At 49.8% G+C, this 23,241-nt stretch carries 17 protein-coding genes and 1 tRNA gene; all 18 read right to left on the reverse strand.

The genetic code is table 11. The features are described from left to right. Nucleotides 1–35: 35 nt before the first annotated feature. On the reverse strand, nt 36–2,018 hold the full coding sequence (gene uvrB / locus LI015_RS20565; RefSeq protein WP_002566970.1) for an excinuclease ABC subunit UvrB: 1,983 nt from the start codon (nt 2,016–2,018) through the stop codon (nt 36–38). A 639-nt stretch (nt 2,019–2,657) separates the two neighbouring features. Then, nucleotides 2,658–5,444 (reverse strand): hybrid sensor histidine kinase/response regulator, encoded by a 2,787-nt coding sequence (locus tag LI015_RS20570; protein ID WP_002566968.1) that lies wholly within the window; start codon nt 5,442–5,444, stop codon nt 2,658–2,660. A 208-nt stretch (nt 5,445–5,652) separates the two neighbouring features. Beyond that, nucleotides 5,653–7,062 carry a S41 family peptidase gene (locus tag LI015_RS20575; protein ID WP_002566967.1) on the reverse strand — a complete coding sequence of 470 codons (1,410 nt, stop codon included), beginning with the start codon at nt 7,060–7,062 and terminating at the stop codon, nt 5,653–5,655. Nucleotides 7,063–7,104: 42 nt separating this feature from the next. Beyond that, a complete protein-coding gene (locus tag LI015_RS20580; protein WP_002566966.1) occupies nt 7,105–8,313 on the reverse strand; it encodes a murein hydrolase activator EnvC family protein in 1,209 nt (402 codons plus the stop codon). 15 nt (nt 8,314–8,328) lie between these two features. Beyond that, a complete protein-coding gene (locus tag LI015_RS20585) occupies nt 8,329–9,237 on the reverse strand; it encodes a cell division protein FtsX (protein WP_002566965.1) in 909 nt (302 codons plus the stop codon). Nucleotides 9,238–9,306: 69 nt separating this feature from the next. Then, nucleotides 9,307–9,978, reverse strand: a complete 672-nt coding sequence (gene ftsE, locus LI015_RS20590) for a cell division ATP-binding protein FtsE (RefSeq protein WP_002566964.1) — start codon at nt 9,976–9,978, stop codon at nt 9,307–9,309. A 14-nt stretch (nt 9,979–9,992) separates the two neighbouring features. Beyond that, the gene (locus LI015_RS20595) at nt 9,993–11,081 is read right to left on the reverse strand and encodes a PucR family transcriptional regulator (RefSeq protein ID WP_002566963.1); all 1,089 of its coding nucleotides are present in this window, start codon (nt 11,079–11,081) and stop codon (nt 9,993–9,995) included. 141 nt (nt 11,082–11,222) lie between these two features. Next, complete coding sequence (locus LI015_RS20600) at nt 11,223–12,335, reverse strand: ABC transporter ATP-binding protein (protein WP_002566962.1); 1,113 nt, start codon at nt 12,333–12,335, stop codon at nt 11,223–11,225. Nucleotides 12,336–12,600: 265 nt separating this feature from the next. Further along, nucleotides 12,601–13,512 (reverse strand): YitT family protein, encoded by a 912-nt coding sequence (locus LI015_RS20605; RefSeq protein ID WP_227126268.1) that lies wholly within the window; start codon nt 13,510–13,512, stop codon nt 12,601–12,603. Nucleotides 13,513–13,578: 66 nt separating this feature from the next. Then, complete coding sequence (locus LI015_RS20610) at nt 13,579–14,412, reverse strand: CvfB family protein (protein WP_002566960.1); 834 nt, start codon at nt 14,410–14,412, stop codon at nt 13,579–13,581. A gap of 1 nt (nt 14,413) precedes the next feature. Further along, a complete protein-coding gene (locus LI015_RS20615) occupies nt 14,414–15,142 on the reverse strand; it encodes an acyl-[acyl-carrier-protein] thioesterase (protein WP_038282031.1) in 729 nt (242 codons plus the stop codon). Between the two features lie 146 nt (nt 15,143–15,288). Then, nucleotides 15,289–15,360: transfer RNA gene (locus LI015_RS20620), tRNA-Gln, on the reverse strand. A gap of 201 nt (nt 15,361–15,561) precedes the next feature. Next, nucleotides 15,562–17,067 (reverse strand): amidohydrolase family protein, encoded by a 1,506-nt coding sequence (locus LI015_RS20625; protein ID WP_117626538.1) that lies wholly within the window; start codon nt 17,065–17,067, stop codon nt 15,562–15,564. Between the two features lie 45 nt (nt 17,068–17,112). Then, nucleotides 17,113–18,573: a chlorohydrolase family protein gene (locus LI015_RS20630; RefSeq protein WP_117626537.1), complete on the reverse strand. Its 1,461-nt coding sequence runs from the start codon at nt 18,571–18,573 to the stop codon at nt 17,113–17,115. A 155-nt stretch (nt 18,574–18,728) separates the two neighbouring features. After that, nucleotides 18,729–20,279, reverse strand: a complete 1,551-nt coding sequence (locus LI015_RS20635; RefSeq protein WP_002566956.1) for an ABC transporter substrate-binding protein — start codon at nt 20,277–20,279, stop codon at nt 18,729–18,731. A 50-nt stretch (nt 20,280–20,329) separates the two neighbouring features. Then, the gene (locus tag LI015_RS20640; protein WP_227126270.1) at nt 20,330–21,298 is read right to left on the reverse strand and encodes an ABC transporter ATP-binding protein; all 969 of its coding nucleotides are present in this window, start codon (nt 21,296–21,298) and stop codon (nt 20,330–20,332) included. Next, a complete protein-coding gene (locus LI015_RS20645) occupies nt 21,291–22,283 on the reverse strand; it encodes an ABC transporter ATP-binding protein (protein ID WP_002566954.1) in 993 nt (330 codons plus the stop codon). Before LI015_RS20645 ends, LI015_RS20640 begins: the two co-directional genes overlap by 8 nt. Nucleotides 22,284–22,301: 18 nt before the next feature. Next, nucleotides 22,302–23,159, reverse strand: a complete 858-nt coding sequence (locus tag LI015_RS20650; RefSeq protein ID WP_002566953.1) for an ABC transporter permease — start codon at nt 23,157–23,159, stop codon at nt 22,302–22,304. Nucleotides 23,160–23,241 lie beyond the last annotated feature (82 nt).

Here is a 23,241-nt window from a genome sequence, read left to right on the forward strand (position 1 = left end):
ATTTTTAGGTACAATGTTCCATGAGTTACAGAAAATTACATGTCTTGCAGCATTTTCTTAATTTCTATCATTCTGTCACGCAGCCTTGCCGCTTCCTCGAAATTCAGCTCCGCAGCAGCCTGGTGCATCTTCTTTTCCAGTTCCTTTGACAGCTTCTTTAATTCCTTCTCGTCCATGGACTCCGGATCCTTCTTAAAGTGCTTGTCATCTGCATTCACTGCCTTGGATATGGCAATCAAATCCCTGACAGCCTTTTTGATGGTGGTGGGTGTGATTCCATGGTCCTCGTTGTACTTCTGCTGTATCTGGCGTCTTCGGTTGGTCTCCTCGATTGCCACAGCCATGGAGTCCGTCACCTTGTCCGCATACATAATGACATGACCTTCGCTGTTGCGGGCTGCACGGCCAATGGTCTGAATCAGGGATGTCTCCGAACGCAGGAATCCCTCTTTATCCGCGTCCAGGATAGCCACCAGTGTAATTTCAGGAATATCCAGTCCTTCCCGCAGCAGGTTGATGCCCACCAGGACATCGAACACATCCATTCGCATATCCCGGATGATTTCAGCCCGCTCCAACGTATCAATATCCGAATGAAGATACTTAACCCGGATACCTACCTCTCTCATGTAGTCGGTGAGGTCCTCTGCCATCCGTTTGGTCAGAGTGGTGATAAGTACTTTGTGATGGGCCGCCACCTCCTTGTTCACTTCAGAAACCAGGTCATCAATCTGGCCCTCCACAGGCCGCACCGATATCTCCGGATCCAGAAGTCCGGTGGGACGTATGATTTGTTCCACCCTCATAAGCTCATGTTCTGCCTCGTAGGCAGAGGGAGTCGCAGAAACAAACATCATCTGATTGATTTTAGACTCAAACTCAGGAAACGCCAGAGGCCTGTTATCCAGAGCTGATGGGAGGCGGAATCCAAAGTCCACCAGCGTGGTCTTTCTGGACCGGTCGCCGGCATACATTCCGCGCACCTGTGGAAGGGTTATGTGGGATTCATCCACAATAATCAGGAAATCTTCCGGGAAATAATCAATGAGTGTACAGGGAGGTTCCCCGGGCAGGCCTCCTGTCAGATGTCGGGAATAATTCTCAATGCCCGAACAAAATCCGGTCTCACGCATCATCTCCACATCAAAGTTTGTCCGTTCCGATATGCGCTGGGCCTCCAGAAGCTTATCCTCACTCTTAAAAAATGTGACACGCTCCTCCAGTTCTGTCAGAATATTCTCTGTGGCTTCCATCATCTTCTCCTTCGGCACCACATAATGGGATGCCGGGAAAATAGCCACATGGCCCAGCTGGGCTTTGGTTTCATCGGTCAGCGTATCAATTTCTGATATCCGGTCCACCTCATCCCCAAAAAATTCCACCCGGTAGGCCACCCCATCGGAGTATGCCGGATATATATCCAGAACATCCCCCCTCACCCGGAAAGTTCCCCGCTTAAAGTCCATATCGTTCCTGTCATACTGGATGTCAATAAGCTTATGAATGACCTCATCCCGGTCCTTAATCATACCGGGTCTCAGCGAAATGACCATCTCCTTATAATCAATAGGGCTGCCCAGGCCGTAGATACAGGATACGGAAGCCACGATAATCACATCCTCCCGTTCTGACAGGGCGGCGGTGGCGGAATGGCGCAGCTTGTCTATCTCATCATTAATGGAAGAATCCTTTTCAATGTAGGTGTCCGTGGACGGAACGTAGGCTTCGGGTTGGTAGTAGTCGTAATAGCTCACAAAATACTCCACCGCATTCTTCGGAAAAAACTCTTTGAACTCGGAATAAAGCTGGGCGGCCAGGGTTTTGTTGTGGGCAATGATAAGGGTAGGCTTTTGTAATTGCTGGATTACGTTAGCCATAGTAAAGGTCTTTCCAGAGCCTGTAACCCCTAGTAAAGTCTCGAATTGGTTGCCTTCTTTGAAGCCTTTAACCAGCTGCTCAATGGCCTGCGGCTGGTCGCCGGTGGGCTGAAATTCTGATACTAATTCAAAATGATCCATAGTGAAGTCTCCTTTATAGTATACAAATACGTAAAATGTAACTATGTTTTCATAATTCTATCCCCTTGGCCCGGGTTCTCTCTCGGCCTTCTTTATCTTTTGATTGAAATTGACTTCCTTTCTTCTCGTTGATACTTCTTGATCCTGAGTCGTTGACCACCGATATATCTGCCCAATGTTTCCATAAACACGTTTAAAAAGAAATGACGTGCCCCACTGTGTTCTCCGGAAAAAGCTTTTTGAACTTACTTCGGAACCGGGCGGGCAGAGTATATTGTGGAATGTAATAACCCGGTAAAAAATACTTGTAGGAAAGGTCATTAAAAATTATAACATAGACAGCCTGAAAAGTATAGGCGGAGGCAGGAACATTTGTTCTTTTTTATCCAACTGATCTTTCTTAACACGTTCTGAGCAGCTGATTGTCTGCTCCATCTTGTCATTACGGCAGCGGAAAGCAATTCCAGGCAAAATATAGCAGAACAGAAAAAGCCCTGTGGATTGCTTTTCCACAGAGCTTTTCCACAGAGCTTTTCCACAGAGCCTTCCCACAGAGCTTTTTCATAAAACTTTTTGATAGGCAACGCGCCAAGCTGCACATAAACCTTCCGGATTCCCTTTTGATTCATAATCCTAGAACTATCTAATCCATCTCCGCAGTGTTTCCATAAAACGCTCCACTTCAATGGGTTTTGCCACATGGTCGTTCATGCCGGCGCAGTGTGCCTTTCCAATATCAGTGGCAAAGGCATTGGCTGTCAGAGCCAGGATGGGAACCGTTCTGGCATCCTCCCGCGTCAGCGCTCGGATTGCTTCAGAAGCCTGATAACCATCCATCACCGGCATTTGGATATCCATTAAAATACAGTCATATTCTTCCGGCCCGGAAGACGCAAACTTCTCCACTGCAAGCCGGCCGTTCTCAGCCTCGTCGATCAGAAAGCCATGCATCTTCAGCAGCTCCACAGCGATTTCACGGTTGAGTTGATTGTCCTCCACCAGCAGAATCCGCTTTCCTTCCATGATGGTGTAAACTTCCCCGCCGGGAAGCGATGAGGCATCGGTGCGCCCCTCCCGGCAGAACTGGTGGAAGGTATGGGCAATTTTGGATCTAAAAAGCGGTTTGGTGATAAATGCATCTGCTCCCGCCATCCTAAACTCGTCCTCAATCTCGGAGTAGTCATAGGCGGATACCACAATGATGGGAACATCCATCCCCAGCTTCCTTCGAATCACCTTGAGCGTTTCCAGTCCGTCCATTCCAGGCATCTTCCAGTCCAAAATAAGGGAGAAGAAGTCGTCCTCCGCCTCATGGGCTTCCACAACGCGGCGAATGGCTTCTTTGCCCGAGAGTACCCAGCTGCTCCGCATCCCCAGATCATCCAGAATCTCGGCGGCGCTTTCGCAGATAACCTGGTCATCATCCACCACAAGTACCGGCAGCCCGGAGAGCTCTGCATTGTTATCCTCTGCCTCTTCGCACAGCTTAAAGGATACAGCCACAATAAACTGGCTTCCTTCTCCCAGGACGCTCTTAACCTCAATCGTGCCATTCATCATGCTGACAATATTCTGGGTAATAGCCATGCCAAGACCTGTCCCCTGTATCTGGTTGGTCTTTGACTCCTCGGTCCGGGAGAAAGGTTCAAAAATATGAGGGATGAAATCTCCGGACATCCCAATTCCGTTGTCGGTGACGATAAATTCATACTGCCCCTTGCCCTTTGCAAAAGCCGGAATTTCACGGACCCTGAGACCCACACTGCCTCCCTCAGGGGTATATTTTATGGCATTGGAGAGCAGGTTCACCAGAACCTGCTGCAGGCGGTTCTGATCTGTTACCACTTTTTCATGCCGCACATGGTCAGCGTTAATCTGCAGCTCCAGGTGTTTTTCCGCGGCCAGGGGCCTGAATACATCCATAACGTCCTCAATCAGCTCTGGCAGCGAAACGTTCTCCGAAATAAGATCGATTTTCCCGCTTTCGATTCTGGACATATCCAATACCTCATTGATAAGGTTTAAAAGATGTCGGCTGGAAACATTGATTTTATTCAGGCAGTCTTGTATCTTTTCCGGAGATTGCAGGTTCGCCTGCGCAATAACCGCCATGCCGATGATAGCGTTCATTGGCGTACGAATATCATGGGACATGGATGAAAGGAAGTTGGTCTTTGCATCGTTGGCGATTTGTGCTGCCTGGCAGGCATCTTCCAGGGCCTGCCTCTGCCGGGCCTGCTCCGTGCGCTCCGCCGTGACGTCAATACCAACCGTATAATAGGAGGGAATACCGTCCCAGTTCTCCTCCCCGCTGACATAGCTGCATGTCATCAGTAAAATCTTAACCTTACCGTCCTGAGTGAAAATGCGGCTCTCCACCATAGTGGGCCTGCCAGTCTCCCTGGACTGCAGCATAACAGCAGCAACGCGTTCCTTATCGTCCGGGTGTACATAACTGCACTGGGAATGCATCTCCTGCTCGAACTCTTCTTTCGTATATCCAATCAGGTCCAAAAAACTGCCGCTGTACCAGAGGACAGTCCGCATATCCCGTCCGTCCACCCGCGCCAGCCCGCCGGGGACGCTGCGAACCAACGCATCCCGCTCCTGGTCCTTCTTTGCCAGCTTATATTCCGTGCTGTACATATCATGGGAAAGCTCCAGCCGCGCCCGGTGTCCTTCCCAGTCGATAATCCTGTTCTTAATTCGGAATGTCCGCTCCAAAACCGGGTTCTGGAACTCCCACTCGTAAAATTCATTCTCGGTTATTTTGCTGTTGGTACAGAACGGGCAGGGACTCGTCCTTCCCTGGATTACTTCATAACACTTACGCCCCGCCGCTTTCACCGCCGGCATCCCCAGTACCTCGCAGGAATGCTGGTTCACATACAGCAGCTCATAGGTGTCCATATCGCTGATATATGCATTGCCCTCGTATGTATCCAGCATAAAATGGAAATACTGCAGCTTCTGCCGGTAGAGCCGTTCCAGTTCCTCTTTCCCGGCAGCCAGGGCATCCACTCCCGCAAGCTCTGCCTGCAATACCTTCCCGCCCGCTAAAGAATCCTCCCTGACGGTCCCATAAAGATGTTTCCAGGAATATCCGCCCTCCTTAAGGGGCAGACGGACAGTCAGTTCAATATCCTGCCTTTCATTCTCAACCGCCTGGGTCAGTTCCTGCCGGATACAGGAAAACACATCGGGCATCGCTGCATAATACTGCCGCAGTGTGGAAAAGAGGCCGCCAAAACGTTCAGCGGTATATCCAATACCACTGAAAAAGCTGGAATTCCCCCATAGAAAAGTCAGATCCTCGTCCAGCAGGCAACATATTATACCTGTTCTCAGAGCTTCCAGGACTGCCGGACACTTGATTACTGTATTTTCAGCTGCATGTGCGCTGTCCTGCTCTGTCATATCTCCCATAATTCAACCATCCATTCCAAATCTAATCTGTGAGAATCAATTTCCTTTATATTATATAATCGCGGCTTCTCAACATACCGCGGGCTTCTCAAATATATTATGTAAGTATAGCAAAAGCCGTAGTAAATAGCAATAGCCTGTCTGGAAATGCAGACAGTACAAAAGCCCCGGCCATAATAGCCATGACCGGGGCCCTGTTCCACACTTCTTATTTGTTTTCCTTCAACACCTGGACTGCCTTCTGAAGCTGGTTATCTTCCTCCGGCTTCACCACTGCCTGGGTTTTAAGCTTCTCATCCAGTTCCACTTCCACATCCGGTTCTATTCCCTTTCCGTGCAGGTCAAAACCGCTGGGCGTGTAGTAATGGGCTGTGGTAATCTTGATGGCGGAACCGTCTCCCAGAGGTATCAGGTTCTGTACAATTCCCTTTCCGTAGCTGGTGGTTCCCACCACGGTGGCCCAGTCATAATCCTTCAGCGCGCCTGTAAACACCTCGGAAGCGCTGGCTGAGTCCCCATTAACCAGAATGACAATGGGCATTTTCAGCTCATGACCGTCTGAGGCGGTAAATACATCGCCCTTTTCATTCTTGTCGGCCGTGTAAACAATCAGGGTTTTTCCCTTGCCCTTTTCATACTGGTCCAAATCATCGGGGAGAATATAATCCACCATCTTAACAGCGCTGTCCAGGACTCCGCCCGGATTGCTCCGCAGGTCGATAATCAGCCCCTCCATACCGTCCTTCTGCAGCTCATCCACTGCCTGCTCAAACTGCTCCACTGTAATCACATCAAATTCCGAGACTGCAATCCGGCCGATTTTATCGTCCAGCATGCTGTATTCCACAGTGGGCACTTCGATTTTGCGCCGCGTAACGGACATATCCACATACTCGTCTTTGTCTGCCCTGTACACCGTGATAGCCACATCCGTGCCTTCTTCGCCCTTGATGTAATTGTTCACCAGCACATCCAGACTTTCGGAAGCCACCAGGGTATCGCCCACCTTATATATAATGTCTCCGGGCTGCATCCCTGCCTCCAGGGCCGGGGAACCCTCGAACACCTTCACGATGGTACATAACCCCGTGGTTCTGTTCTGGCTTAACATGGCTCCGATACCGGAGTAGGTTCCCTTTGTGCTGTCATTGATGGAACGGAAATCCTCCTCCGTATAATACGTGGAATAAGGGTCATCCAGGCCAGCCAGCATTCCTCTGTAAATAAAATCCTCCACATTTCCGGCGTCCTCGTCGTACAGGAAGTGAAGATCTATGATTTGCTGAATCATGGACATCTTGGCCGTAACCCGGTCAAAGTCCACGCCGCCTTCATGGCTGCTTCCGTCTGTGATTCCCGGTCCCTTGCCCTCGATGGCCACGCTGGGCTGACGGCTCATAACCCGTTTACCGAAGATATAGATGCCGGCCGACATGCCCACCACAATCAATCCCACAAAGGCGGTTACAAGGGCTCCCACCAGAGCCCCGGCCCAGAACCGGTTCTTTCCTGAGCCGTTCCGGTTCCCGTCCTGGGGTCCCGGTCCGTTGTCCCTGTAGGGACCATCCGGCTGTCCGCCCATATTATGTTCCTGTCTGTCAAATTCACGATTTTCCAATTTACGTCTCCTATCTGTCCGTTCCCTCTATCCTATGACAGGTCACGGGCTTACATAACTTCGGGGATTTACATAGGTGCCCCCTGAGCGGATTCCAAAATGCAGGTGGGGACCGGTGGAATAACCGGTGGAACCTACCTTTGCAATCACCTGGCCTTTTGTCACCTTTTCCCCCACGCCCACCAGCAGCTTGGAGCTGTGCATGTAGACCGTGCTCACCCCGCCTCCGTGGTCAATCATAATATAATTGCCCGCCGAATAGCTGTATGTAGATATCACCACCTCGCCATCAGCCGCAGCAATGATATCCGCCCCTGTGCTGGCACTGATATCAATTCCCTTATGGTTGCTGGATGCCCCTTCTGTGGGAGACTCCCTGTCTCCAAAATTAGAGGTAATCCTGCTGCTGGACGGACAGGGCCACTTAAAACTAATATTCCCCAAATTCGATACGGTATACGTCTTGCCGGCTGCTTCCGCCTTTTTTCTGGCTTCCTCTTCCCTCCGCTTCATCTCGGCCTCGATTCGCTTCATCTGATCTTCCTGGGCTTTGATGTCTGCATTGTACTGGTCCAGCTCATCCTGGGCCATGGCAATCTTGGAATTATAGGAATCCAGCTCCTTCTGCTTGGAATCCATCAGCTGCTGCATGGAAGCCTGTTTGGCCTGGGTGGACTCCTGAAGCACCAAAAGCTCCCCATGCTCCTTCTCCAGGTTCTGTTCTCTGGCAGCCACCTGCTCCTTTGCAGAAGCATAGGCTGTCAGCATCTTCCTGTCATATTCCGCAATCTGGCTCACGTATTCCGCGCGGTTTAACAGCTCCGATATGCTGCCGGACTCCATAACCATATCCAGCAGATTGTTCTGGCCGTTCTCATACATGTACTTGATGCGCAGCTTCATGCTGTCATACTGGTGCTCTTCCTCGCGTCTGGCCTCCTCTAACTGTATCTGGGCCTGGTCTATCTCCTCTTCCTTAAGGGTAATCCGGTTTCCCAGCTGTTCCAGCTCCTCTGCCAGGGAGGACAGACTGCCGTCCAGCTTCTTCACATAAGCTGCCGTATCTGCCTTTAATCCCTCCAGCTGGTTCAGGGTACTCTCCACCTTCTTCTTTTCCTCTTCCAAAGCAGATACCTGTTTCTTGGCATCCTCTATCTCCACACTGGTGGCGTAGGCCGAAAATGCCGCCATACCGCCCATCAAAAGACCGCCTGACAGCGCTGCCGCACAAATCCAATGTCTTATCCTCATTCACATCCTCCTTCCCTATACCTTCAAGTGACGGTGGATGGTAAAATAACTGACAAAAAAACCAATGCCCACACCCAGGCACCCGGCTGTTGCAGCCATATAGGGAAATATATTTCCCAGAGGTATGGGTTCAAACATGCCTGTCAGCATCTGATAATGCTCACTGATATAGATAACCGCCCTCTGGTAAAGCGCATACATGCCTGCCAGCGGCACCGCTGCTCCCAAAGCGCCAAGGAGCACGCCCTCCACCACAAAAGGCGCACGAATCATATAATTGGTGGCGCCGATTAAGCGCATGATTTCATTTTCCCTCCTGCGGAAGGCCGCGGCCACGGAAATGGTATTGCTAATCAGGAAAACCGCCACGGCCAGCAGTACGCAGATAATAACGGCCGACATGGCCCCAACCATCTTTCCCGCACTGGTCAGCCCGGCCACAGCCGTACTGGAATAGCGCACCTTTCTCACGCCCTCCATGCCTTCCAGACGCTCCACGATTTTATCCTGTTCCTCAATATTATTGAGAAATATCTCATAGGAGGCGGAACCGGACAGCGGATTGTCGTCTGCAAATCCCTCTGCCAGCTCCTCCATCCCCTCAAAATAATCTGTCTTAAAGTTTTCCCATGCCTGGGCAGCGGATATGTACTGCGCCTCCCGCACCTCTTCCCAGCCCCGGATACCATCGCCGGCAGCCAGAATCTGCTCCTCCGGCATATCCTCATCAAAAAACACAGTGATTCCCACTGTTGTCTCTGCTGTCTTTGCCACATTCTGCACATTGGCTATCAGGGCGAAAAAAAGACAGAATAAAAAAATACATGCAGAAATAGTCGCTATAGATGCCAGCGAAAACAAAATATTTCTGCATATATTAATGATGCCCTGTTTCAGGCAATACCAAAATGTACTGATTCTCATTGCTGTTCATTTGCCTTTCCGGCGGAATAAGCATATCCGTAAGCTCTCCAGAGCCGCTGCGGCAGCACCCTAATAATATCCGCCCACATCACTGATAACCGACCCCCGTTCCATGGTAATGATCCGCTTGTTCATCTCATCCACCATTTCCTGACTGTGTGTAATCACAATCACAGTAGTCCCCCTCTGGTTAATCTCCTCCAGAAGCCTCATGATTTCATGGGTATTAAAGCTGTCCAGGTTACCGGTGGGCTCGTCTGCAAGGAGCACCTCAGGGTCATTGATCAAAGCCCTGGCGATGGCCACTCTCTGCTGCTCGCCTCCGGACAGCTGTCTGGGGTAGGCCTTGTACTTGGACGACAGCCCGACCAGCCTGAGCATCTCCGGCACTGTTTCCCGGATTATCCTGGGCGGCACCCCGATTACCCTCTGGGCAAATGCAACATTCTCAAACACAGTGCGGTCCTTCAGGAGTCTGAAATCCTGAAAGACCACGCCTAATCTTCTGCGGTATTTGGGAACATACCTTCTCGGCATCCTTCCCAGGTCCATATCGTTCACCACAATACGTCCCTTTGTGGGTTCCAGCTCCTTGAGGAGCAGCTTCATCAGCGTACTCTTGCCGGAACCGCTTCTTCCTACGATGAACACGAACTCACCGTCATCAATAGTAAGGGATACATCCTTAATGGCCTTGTTCCCTGTCTCGTAGGTTTTGCTCACATTGCTTATCTCTATCATCCACTGACTCCGGCCTAATAATCCAGGCTTTCCATATACTTCATATACTTGGCAACCATCAGGGCAATCTTAAAGGTGATGGCGTCCTCAAAAATGCGCAGATCTAATCCGGTGCTCTTCTGAAGCTTATCCAGACGGTATACAAGGGTATTCCTGTGGATATAAAGCTGTCTGGAGGTCTCGGACACATTCAGGCTGTTCTCAAAGAACTTGTTGATAGTGGCCAGTGTCTCCTCATCAAACTCGTCCGGAGACTTGCCGTCAAATACCTCGCGGATAAACATTTTGCACAGCGGAATGGGCAGCTGATAAATCAGGCGTCCGATACCCAGGTTGTTGTAAGCGATAACGTTCTTATTGGCATAGAAAATCTTGCCTACGTCTAACGCCATCTTGGCTTCCTTGTAGGAACGGGAAACTTCCTTGATGTCATTGATAATGGTGCCGTATGCCACCCGCACCTTTGTCATGGCCTCGGTGTTAAGCATATCAAGTACGGTGTTGGCTGTTTTGTCCAGCTCCCCGTAGGTTTCTCCCTGACGTACTTCCTTCACCAGAATAATGTTCTTCTCATCCACAGCTGTGATGAAATCCTTTGTCTTGGACGCGAAGAGGCTTCTCACTGTCTCCAGTGCGTTGACATCCTTCTCGTTGTGGGTCTCGATGATATAGACCACACGCTTTACATCCGTGTCAATGTGCAGCTTCTTTGCCCTGTTGTAGATGTCTACCAGCAGCAGGTTGTCCAGAAGCAGGTTCTTGATAAAGTTATCCTTATCAAAACGCTCCTTATAAGCTACCAGCAGGTTCTGAATCTGGAATGCAGCCAGTTTGCCAACCATGTATACATCATCGCTGGCCCCCTTTGCTAAGAGGATGTATTCCAGCTGGTGCTCATCAAACACCTTGAAGAACTGGTATCCCTGGATAACCTGGCTGTCCGCCGGTGAATCCACGAAAACCAGAACCGAGCTCTCGGAGTCTTCCGCATCGGTAAATGTAGAAGCCAGCACTTTTCCCTCTGTATCACATATACCCAAATCAATTCTTGTAATTGCCTTTAATCCATCCAGTGTGGTTTGAAGTATCTGATTTGAAATCATTCTATACTCTCCTTTTCAAACGTATTCGGAGTAACTAATATCCCTATTTTCATATTTTAATGCAAAATTACAAAAAAAGCAAGAGAGTTGTATACTCTCCTGCTTCTTTTTACCTTAATTTTCACTTACGGTTTGTTTGTATTAGTTAAGAACAACCAGTTCCGTATCCTTGTCGAAAATGTGGATCTTCTCTAAATCCATGGCCAGCTTGATGGTATCGCCAGGCCTTGCGGTGGTACGTGGATTTACCTTGGCAACAAAGTTGGCGTCCTCGATATCAAAGTATAACAGAACCTCGGAGCCTAACATCTCGTATACGCGGACAGTGGCCTCAAATACGCTCTTTGGAGACATGGCCAGGTAGGATTCCTCGTCGTGAAGGTCCTCGGGACGGATACCCAGGGTAACTACCTTTCCTATGTATCCGGCGTCCTCTAACTTCTTGGACTTGGCCTCTGAAAGGGCTACGGTGTGTCCGCCGAAGCTTAAGGTTGTCAGAGCACCGTCCTTGCCGACGGTTGCATCTATCATGTTCATCTGGGGAGCTCCGATGAATCCTGCCACAAACTTGTTGCATGGCTTATCATACAGATTCTGTGGATTATCCACCTGCTGGATGATGCCGTCCTTCATAACGACGATTCTGGTACCCAGTGTCATGGCCTCTGTCTGGTCATGAGTAACGTAGATAATGGTGGTCTCCAGTCTCTGGTGAAGCTTGGAAATCTCAACACGCATCTGTCCTCTCAGCTTTGCATCCAGGTTGGACAGCGGCTCGTCCATCAGGAATACCTTGGGGCTGCGGACAATGGCGCGTCCCATGGCAACACGCTGTCTCTGGCCGCCGGAAAGAGCCTTTGGCTTACGGTCCAGCAGATGCTCCAGGTCGAGAATCTTGGCTGCGTCATGCACTTTCTTGTCAATTTCATCCTTCGGCGTCTTTCTCAGTTTCAGACCGAAAGCCATATTGTCATATACAGACATATGTGGATACAGAGCATAGTTCTGGAATACCATGGCGATATCTCTGTCCTTTGGTTCAACGTCATTAACCAGCTTATCGTCGATGTAAAGCTCACCGGATGAGATGTCTTCCAGACCGGCAATCATACGAAGGGTTGTGGACTTACCGCATCCTGAAGGACCTACGAAAATGATAAATTCCTTGTCGGCGATTTCAAGATTGAATTCCTTAACTGCTACAAATCCATTTGGATATTTCTTTGTTACGTTCTTCAGTGATAAACTAGCCATTCTGTTTTTTCCTCCTAATAATACGCTTAACACATATGTGTTTTACCCTCTTTTGTAACTGCTCTTATAATACATGAAACCCCCTGGGGAATCCATATCGCAAATCCACAAAATCAAAATTGGGGTTTTAGCTAATTTGTATACGGGGAAAAAAAAATGTCCTAAATCACAAAGTATTCCAATATTTGCCGCCAACTTTTTGTTAATTATGTTAATCAACTGCGTTTTTCCCGAAAATATCGGCAAAAGCCACAAAATTCAGGGCCTAATATTCGATAAATCCTTCACCAAATACCTCTCTGGCATCACTTACAATAACAAATGCGCTGCTGTCAAACTCCGCCACAATCTCCTTTAACCGCACAATTTCTTTCTTCGAAACCACACAAAACAGCATCTTCTTTTCCTGGTCCGAGTACATCCCCCTGGCCTCCAGGCTGGTCACTCCCCTTCCCATCTGTTCCATGATGGCCTCTGCAATCTCCCGGTAATGCCCGGAGATAATATAAGCCTGTTTGGAAAACTTAAGCCCCTCTATCAGGCCGTCCGTGACCTTAGCCACACAGAAAATGGCGATAAGGGCGTAAAGAGCGCTCCTGATGCCGAACACGGAGGCGCCCGCCACCACAATCAATCCGTCCAGCACCTGCATGATTTGGGCCAGGGTATAGTGCTTAAGGCGTTTCTGGATCAGGGCCGCCAGCAAATCCGTACCTCCGGTGGTGCAGCTGGTCAGAAACACCAGGCCGGTTCCCACACCGCTTATGATTCCCCCGAATAATGCTGACAGAAACAGGTCATTTCCCAGATAGGACGCCTCCGGCAGAACATACAGGGAAACAGAGAGCATGACCGTGGCGAACAGGGTGCGCTTGATAAACCGCCAGCCGCAGAAAAAGAATCCGGCTGCAAATAACGGGATATTTAACACTGTATTGGTCAGCCACAGAGGAACAGACCACAGTTCCTTGGCAATAATGGCCACGCCCGACACACCGCCCGTAACCATGCTCACAGGGTCGTAAATATTCTTGATGGCAAAGCCAATCAGGAATGTCCCTGCCACAATCATGGCATAATCCGCCGCCGGATTCCTCTTTTTCATGTCTCCCCGTCCTTTCCCCAACCCATGCCCCATGTACCGGAGCCGGCCTGCACCGTCTGCAGGCACAGACAATCCGTTCCTCCGGCACATTTTATGCTATACTAAAAAGTATGTGCCTTCCTTCCCCATTCCATACGCTTATACACGCTCAATCGTCTTGTCCGTAATACGAATCCTGCCTTCCTTTAAAAGCCTGCCCACGGCCCGCTTAAAGGCATTTTTGCTCATACTGAACTCGCGCATGATAACCTCCGGCTTTGCCTTGTCATTAAAGGGAAGCACGCCGTCGAATTCGTCCATGACCTTTAATACCTTCTCTGCGTCAGTCCCCATCTGCACATAGGATTTTTCCCTGACGCACAAATCCAGTTTTCCGTCCTCGCGCACCCTGGTAACCCTGGCCTGGACCGTATCCCCCTCCCTGAACCTGCCGTATAGCTCCTTTTTTGGAATAAGTCCGTAATATTTGTGGTCCACCGCCACAAAGGCGCCGATGGTTTCATTGATTTCATAGATAGTGCCCGTAACCCAGTCCTCTGCCTTATAGGGCGACTGGTTGCTCATATGGGAATAGACGCGCATGGTAGCTGCCAGACGTCTGCTCTTATCCACATACAGGGTGACAAGGCACTGCTCCCCTTTTCTTACCGGGTGGGTCTGCTCCTTAAACGGAAGAAGCAGATCCTTCTCCAGTCCCATATCCAGAAAAGCTCCGATTTTAGCCACATCCTTGACCTCCAGCTTCGCTGTCTCGCCCACCTGAAGTTTGGGCTTTCCCGTGGTGGCAATCAGGCGGTCCGATGAATCTTTGTAGATGAACACCTCTACCTTGTCCCCGATCCCGGCTCCCTCCGGCACCTGCTTTTTTGGGAGAAGAACAGCTGCCTCATCCCCCTCCTTCTCAGCCAGATATACTCCGAATTCTTTTGTTCTTATTATTACAAGCTCCTGCACTTTACCTAATTCAATCATCTCAATCTTCCTCCTGTCCTTTTGTCCTCAGCCATACCACAGCGCAGATTTCTCCTGTACTGCCCTCAAGGACCACTGTCCACTCCCTATCCCGGGCCACGCTTACCCGCGGAGTCAGGACATCTCCCAATACAGCCGCCTTTTTGTAATCAGCCCGTATCTCCTTTATCACAAGCCCCTCCGGTATGGCCTCCCTGGCCATTTCCACATACTGGGCATTATTCACATGGTGGTTTGTGTCAATGTGGTGTCTGGCAACCACAATAGGCTCACCCGCTTTGCAGTCTTCAGGCACCGGTATCTTCCTGGGGCAGGGGCTTAATACCAGCCTTGGCTCCGGCTCGCCGTAAGGAGCCGTATCCCCGGGCCGCACCCGGATCGGAATGTTCTTATCCGTATCGTAGAGGAACCACATGGATTCAGCCCTGACCACGTCCGTCCCCTCCCCGTCCCGCAGAACGAAGTTACGGTAGCCGTATATCCCCTTTGACGCACAATGCCATGTTCCAACCACCAGCTTCTCCCCCAGTCCGGGATACCGGTCTATCATAATCTGCCAGGATGACAAAAGCCATGCTTTATGGCTGGCTTCCAGATACCCCACTCCCACACCGCAGTCCTCTGACTGGAATGTGCTGCAGTCCTGCATGTAGTTGATGATGCCTGAAACCGACAGGCACCCTCCTTCATCCGTTTCGCTGTAACGGACCCTGCTGTTAAATGTATACATATTTACCTCATTCTCCCGGGACCAGGACGCAGCCTTTGCTACCGGCGCTTCCATGCCCCGCCCCGGTATTACGCCCTTCATTGTATCATAAATTCCCTTGGGTATACAAGCAAAATCCCACAGACTTTCATCTGTGGGATTAGTAGCTGGGCTACAAGGATTCGAACCTTGAAATGACGGAGTCAGAGTCCGTTGCCTTACCATTTGGCGATAGCCCATTGTTAGTTCAATATTCTAACACAACTTTTGCTATATTACAATATCTATTCTATCGTTTCCATAAATTTAATTTTCATATATTAAAAATATGCACATCCGTGAGAGCAGATTCCGAAGAACCTGCCCTGCTATAATCCTTCATTCCGCGGGAAAATCAACTGTATGGGGAACGAATTCCCCATACATTGTTCCCGGCCTTCCTAATAATGTCCGCCGTCTTTTCTGTTTTCATCCAGATCGAAACGCACCTCATCAAAATATATCTTTGTCTGTCCCCAGTGTTCCTTTTCTGGCCAGGCAAAGGGGTGCAGATGTTTTGCCCGCTTTGCTGTTTCCAGAGCTTCCTCTTCTGCCTTCAGAAGGATCTCCCTCTCATTGATTCCCACGGCCTTGCCGTCCCTCAGCCGGATCTCACCATCCACCACCACAAGGTCCACATCGGAGGGGTGTCCGTTTCCAATCAGGGTTTCTATCAGGTTAATTCTCGGCATAAGGCGGGGATTCATCAGATCGATTGCTATAATATCCGCTCTTTTCCCTGTTTCAAGGGAACCAATCTCCTCATCCAGTCCCACACACCTTGCAGCGTCAATGGTGGTCATCTCCAGCACCTTCTCCGCCGGCAGATAATAATCATCATTCATGGCGCGGCGGAAGATCATCTGCGCCCGTTTCATGGCGTCGAACATGTCAAAACCGGATGTGAGCATGGAACCGTCCGTTGTCAGGGCCACCGTCACTCCTAATTCCAGTAGCTCAATCACCGGTGTCCTGTTTACCAACTGGCGCATTCCCGGCGCCACGCTGATATGGGTATCTGTCTTCTGTATGATGAGCGCTTCATCAAACGAGAGGCCCGTACAGTGCTGCAGATGGACATCCGGGCCCAGGAGGGCATTTTCTTTATCCTGGTAAGCCAGATGGACCATACCCCCAAAGGCATCTGTATGAATACGGGTATTGTATTTTTCCGCAATTCTCCTCATGTCCCTGGCCTGTTTCAGGTCATGCTCTGTAAGCTTCACACAGCGGTCCGCAGAAGTGGGGGCAGAGGGATCCACGGAGGTGACTGCCCCAAAGGGAGCAACGTAAGCCCTGGTCCGGTCGCTGTTGGCATGATTCAGCTCCGACACAACTGTCTCCAGGCTTTCTAACACAGTCTCATAGCTAACCTGGGACATATGCCTCTCTCCGTCCTCCGTATAGCGGCTGAATCGGTGAGGCCACGGCACATGGCAGGGTCCTGTGCAGACAATATCCTTAACCCCCACCTCTGCGTATGCCCTGGCGTTGTTAAAGGCGGGAACAGGGGAGTCACAGCGCGGCTGGGAGCCCAGCACGCATACGCCGGTGGTGACTCCGGCATGGAGGCGTTCCAGGGCTGAAAGCCGGCCTTCATGGTACCAGAAGTCGTCAGTAATATAGTTTTTATATGTGTGGGTCATCACAGGCATCCAGTAGCTTGTAAGATCCACAATGGACTTAAAGGCGCTGTGTCCCCCATGGCCATGGGCATCCACAAACCCCGGCATGACCACATGGTCTTTACAGTCCAGCACCTCCTTTGCCTCAAATTGCTCCGCTTCCATGCTATCCCCCACAAAAGCTATCCTTCCATCTTTTACTCCCACAGCCCCATTCTCAATCACACGCCGTTTCTCGTCCATTGTAATGACTACAGCATTGGTGAGCAGCAAATCGTACATATGTATCCTCCTTAATCCTGACCTTTCTTACGGAACAGTCCCTTCTTATTTATGAATGGGAAATGACGGTCTAAACAGCTCATCCTCAGACAGATGGCGGTAGTCCCTCTCCATATATCCCATCCTCATCTTGTCATAATACTTCTGCCCCTTTGCCTTTATCTCCTCCAGGTCCACACCTTCAATGGTCCTGTTCTTCATGACAGTCTTTCCGTTAATAATGGACAGCTTCACGTCACGGCCGCAGCCGCACATGAAAATCGTGCGGATGGGATCATCCACTGCTCCCATATGGAAATCCTCCAAATCCACAGCTATCATGTCAGCCTTTGCACCGGGAGCCAGACGGCCCAGGTCCTCCCTCCCCAAAAGGGCGGATCCTCCAAGGGTTACTGCCCTGTACACATCAGCCATGGCAGAGCCTTCCACCTTGTTCTCCGCCATCTGTGAGAACCAGGAAGCAATGCGGATATTCTGGAAAAAATCAGGTGGAAACGTATCTGTTCCCACTGCCACATTGATATTCTTGGCGCGGTATTTTGCAAAGGAATCCTGGTAATGCCCGCTTCTTCCTATTATAACCGGGCAGAATATGGCTGTGGTACCTGTATTTGAAAGGATAGACAGATCGTCCCCTCCATCCTCCACCCACCTGGTACCTTTTACGATATAGCAGTGGGGAATTCCCACGTTCTTTCCGAGAAATCCAATGCTCTCCAGATATTCCACCGGGCTTTTGCCTGTCCGCTCCTTTATGAAGCGGTATTCAAACAGTCCCTGTGCCGCGTGGAGCTTGATGGGGCACTTTAATTCCTCTGCATACTGTTTTGTGCGGATCAGGTTCTCCTCTGTCTGTGTCTCAATCCGCTCAGGCAGCAGGGCCCCACGGATCAGGCCATCATAGGCCCCGTCATATTTGCGGATAAATCGGACCGCTCTCTCTAACCCTTCCTCTCCCTGCCCCTCCAGGTAACGGACTGTCATGGTACCGTCAGGACGGACTACGTTCAGACCGCACTGGTAGCTGGGAGAAGTGTACAGCCTCAGACCCAGTCTGCCTGCGTGATGGACACCCGCCTCTTCCTCTTCATAAGTATCCGCCCATTTTTTATAGTATGTGGATGTGATGGGCATGGCTGTGGTAATGCCGTGCATAATCAGCTGTGTGTACGCGTAAAGGGATTTGAAGGCCTCCTCCTCTGCTGTCATCACCTCATGAGTGCCCTTCTCAAAATACTCCTCTGAAGGATTCAGGCTGCTCCTGATATTGCTGAAAGCCTCCGTGTGGAGAATATCATGGTCAATATCCCCAAGGGCATTTAAGTCAATAAATCCAGGCATGATGACGGCATTACCTGCATCCTCTGTCTTGCTGACTTCCCCCTCATAATGCTTTCCCACATAAATGATGGTATCATTCTCGTAAACCACCTCACCGTCCCGGATAATCTCATGATCCGCTCCGTTATAGCCGATCACATAGGACCCTTTGACTCTCGTAATCATATTATTCCTCCTCGCTATGAGCTCTTACACGCCGTAACCCACTAAGACACAAGGCGCTGCAGGGTGAGCCGCCCTGTATAATCCATACAGAAAGCCAACCTTTGCAGCGCCCTTTTTCTTATGCCTGAATCCCGGACTTATGGTTCAGTGCAGATTTATTGTTCAGCATTTTCAAAATGTACGTTCTGGAAGAAATGGCTTCCTGCCGGTGTGGGCACAAATCCCTTTACATTGCTTCTGATACCAAGAACCTGCTCTGTATTGGCAACCGGAATAACAGGAAGGTTGACGCGCAGATATTTCTGGATATCCTTGATGATCTGCTCCCTCTCCGGTCCGTCACTGGTATTTCTCTGCGCCTCAAGCATTTTATCCATCTCCGGGTCAGAGTAGAAGCCCATGTTGTTTGTAGGAATCTGCTTGCTGTTAAACGGTCCGTAAATGTTATTGTCCGGCTCAGGGAATCCTACGGCTCCAAAACCGATCAGGAATATCTCTGTCTCACCGGCATCCACCATGTCATAGAAGGTACCCGCCTCATAACTCTGGATCTCCACGGTTATTCCAACCTGAGCCAGCATGTCCTGGATGATGGTAGCCTCGTTCAGTCTGTTGGTGTTTTCTGCGCAGGTCAGTTTTAAGTGAAGATCAGATACCCCGGCCTCTGCCAGAAGCGCTTTTGCCTTCTCAACATCATACCTGCAGTCAGTATCAGAATCATCGAAATACTTCATGCTTGGCGCCACCGTGGTGGGAGAATACTGTGCACTTCCTCTCCAGACAGCTGTAAGGATGGCGTTTTCATCCAGGGCCCAGTCAATGGCCTGCCTTACTCTTACATCATCAAGAGGTTTCTTGGTCACATTCATAACCATGTATTCCACAATTGTGCTGGCACGTTTTACAATAGCAGTATCCTTGTTGTTCTCCAGCCTCTCAACATCATTTGCAGGAATGTCAAATGCAATATCAATATTTCCGGATTCCAGCTCAATTACGCGGCTGTTGGCCTCAACAATTGTGCGGATTACCAGGTTCTTATAAGCCGGCTTGTCGCCCCAGTACTCGTCATTTCTTTCATATACACAGCGGTCATTTTTTGCCCATGATACAAATTTAAAGGGTCCTGTTCCAACCGGGTTCTGTGCTGCCTTCTCCGGATCCTCCGTGAATTCCTTCTCGCTGACAACCACTGCTCCGATATACGGAAGATAGCCAACTAAAGGAGAAAATGGCTCATGGGTGGCAATGATGATGGTATTGTCATCCACCACCTTGCAGTTATCCGCATCAATGGCAGACATGATGTAGGAAACCTTTGCGCCGTCCGGTCCCGTGGCTCTCTTAAAGCTGTAAAGCACATCGTTTGCCGTCATCTTCTCCCCGTTGTGGAAATACACGTCGTCTCTCAGCTTAAACTCCCAGTTTAAGTCATCCAACCTTTTCCACTCTGTGGCAAGAAGAGGCTTTATTTCCCCGTCATCATCATATCTCACCAGGGTCTCGTAAACAGGATTTAAGTTGTTTACACTGCTTGAGGTGGATGACGCATGCGGGTCCAATGTTGGCGGATCTCCCGTAATAGCCACTGTCAGGGTATCCTTTTCCTCCTGAGCCTTGGAAGAACTGCCGCCGCAGCCTGTCACTAAGGATGCAGCCAGTGTGAGTGCCAGCAGGATGCCGGCCGCCTTTTTCACTTTTCTCATAATCTTTTTCTCCTTTTCTTTCATACATGCAGATAGTTCTGCTATTGCCATTACATTTCCCCCGCCAGATGACAGGCCACAAAGTGGTTGTCTCCTGCGTTTTTGAGCTCCGGATCCTCCTGTCTGCACCGCTCTGTCACATACGGACAGCGGCCCGCAAAACGGCAGCCCCCCGGAAGATTGACAGGGCTGGGAACATCCCCCTTCAGTATAATCTGTTCCCTCTCAACCCCTACCTTTGGGATGGGAATAGCAGATAAGAGCGCTTTTGTATATGGATGGAGGGGGCCGCTGAAAATGGACCTGTAATCACTGAGCTCCACTATCTTTCCCAGATACATAACGCCGATCCGGTTGCTTATATGCTTTACAACGCTTAAGTCGTGAGAAATAAACAGGTATGTCAGCCCCAGGTCCATCTGAAGCCGTTTTAACAGGTTGATGATCTGGGCCTGGATGCATACGTCAAGGGCTGATACGGGCTCGTCCAGTACAATGAATTCCGGTTTTACGGATAAGGCACGGGCAATTCCCACTCTCTGCCTTCTTCCCCCATCCAGCTCATGAGGATAGGCATTGATCAGCCTTCTGGAAAGCCCTACCACATCCATCAGCTCACGGACCCTGGCATCCAGCTTTTTTTTGTCTCTGCGGTACTCTTCCATATTTGTAAGCGGTTCCGCAATCAGCTCAAACACGGAAAGCCTGGGATTCAGACAGGAATACGGATCCTGGAATACCATCTGTACATGTTCCCTGAATGTTTTCATCTGGCTTTTGTTAAATCCCAGTACATTTTCTCCGTGGAAATTCACCTCTCCGCTGTCTGCTTCCAGAAGACGGATGATGGTTCGCCCTGTGGTAGACTTTCCGCAGCCGGATTCTCCAACAAGTCCCAGTGTCTCGCCCTTGTTAATATAAAAGCTCACATCATCCACCGCATGGAGCAGTCCCTTATTTACATGGAAATATTTTTTCAGATGATTGATTTCAACTAATTTCTCTTCCGGATTACTCATCTTTATTTACCTCCTCCTGCTTCTCGTATAAAAAGCACCTGGTATAATGCTCACCGTTCACAACTGTAATTTCCGGCTTTTTATGCTTGCAGATTTCCATGCAGTTGGGGCATCTGGGATTGAAGGAACAGCCGTCAATCCTCTCTGTAGGTTCCGGAGGCAGTCCGTGGATCTCCTCCAGCCAGTCCTCCTCCGTATCCAGTTTCGGAATGGAATTAAACAGGCCCTTTGTATATGGATGACAGGGATTATGGTAAATCTTGCTTACCTCCGCATACTCCACCACCTGACCCGCATACATGATGGCCACCTTATCGCAGATCTCCGCAACGATACCCAGATCGTGGGTGATCAGGATCATGGAGGTTCCCAGCTTTTCTTTCAGCCCCTTGATCAGATTCATGACCTGGGCCTGGATTGTCACATCCAGGGCCGTGGTAGGTTCATCTGCAATGATCATCTTAGGACGGCAGGCCAATGCAATGGCGATCACCACCCTCTGTTTCATGCCGCCGGAAAACTGATGGGGATAATCATTGGCCCTCTCTCTTCTGATTCCTACCATCTCCAGCAGTCCGCAGGCCTCCTCAAACGCTTCCTTTTTGCCGATTACCTTGTGAAGGCGGATCATCTCCACGATCTGATCCCCCACCTTCATGGAAGGATTTAAGGAGGTCATGGGGTCCTGGAAAATCATGGAGATTTTTTCTCCCAGAATCCCTCTTCTCTCCTTGTCCCCGATTTTTAACATGTCTTTTCCGTCAAACATGATTTCTCCGGAAGTCACCTTTCCCGGCGGTGTGGGGAGAAGTCCCATGATGGTCATGGCCGTGGTTGTCTTACCCGCTCCTGTCTCCCCCACAAATCCCAGCGTTTCTTTGGGTTCCAGGGTTAAGTTCAGGTTATTTACAGCATATACAATTCCGTCTTCTGTTTTATATGTAACACTTAAATCCTTGATATCAAGCAATTTTTCCTTTTCCACGATCTGCTCCGCCTTTCATTAGTTTCTCAGTTTCGGATCAAGCGCATCTCTTAAGCCGTCTCCCAGAAGGTTCAGGGAGAGAACAGTGATAACGATGGCAAGACCTGGGAACATGGTCATGTACGCATATCCTCTGATATAATCACGGCCGGAGGAAAGCATGTTGCCCCACTCAGGATTGGGCGGCTGTATGCCCAGTCCGATAAAACTCATTCCTGCAGCTGTCAGAATCGCCCCGGCGATACCCAGCGTTACCTGGACAATAACGGGCGCCACACAGTTGGGAAGAATATGCTTTATAATGATTTTTGTATTGGATGTGCCGGACGCCCTGGCTGCTTCAATATACTCTTCCTCACGGATTGTCAGCACGGAAGCCCTTACGATACGTGCATATGTGGGAACCGAGGATATACCAACCGCTATCATCAGGTTCATGAGTCCTGTTCCCAGGGCAGCTACAATGGCAATTGCCAGCAGTGTCTGGGGCACAGCCAGAAGCACATCCATAAAACGCATGATCAGATTATCCACCCTTCTGCCGTAGTAACCTGCGATTGCCCCCAAAACGCCGCCTATAATTACAGCAATGCCAACAGAGACAAAGCCAACCAGAAGAGACATTCTGGCCCCGTACACAACACGGCTGAAGATGTCGCGGCCGAACTCATCTGTTCCGAAAATGTGGCTGGGACTGGGGTGCTGAAAGGCATCAGCCAGATTCTGCTTGGCAAAATCATAGGGTGCGATAACATGTGCGAATATACCTGTAAATAAAAGAATGATCAGGATGACCAGTCCCAAAACCGCCATACGGTTTCTGCTGAGCGCTTTCAGGATGGTCACAACCTGACTTCTGGATTTCTTCTCTTCCATCTCAATCAATACCTCCCGTTCTTTTATTATAATCTCTCGGAATCTCTAAGCCAGTAAATATAAGGCTTTCAGATTCCTTTTT

This window comes from Enterocloster sp. 210928-DFI.2.20, assembly GCF_020554465.1.
GTDB lineage: Bacteria > Bacillota > Clostridia > Lachnospirales > Lachnospiraceae > Enterocloster > Enterocloster bolteae.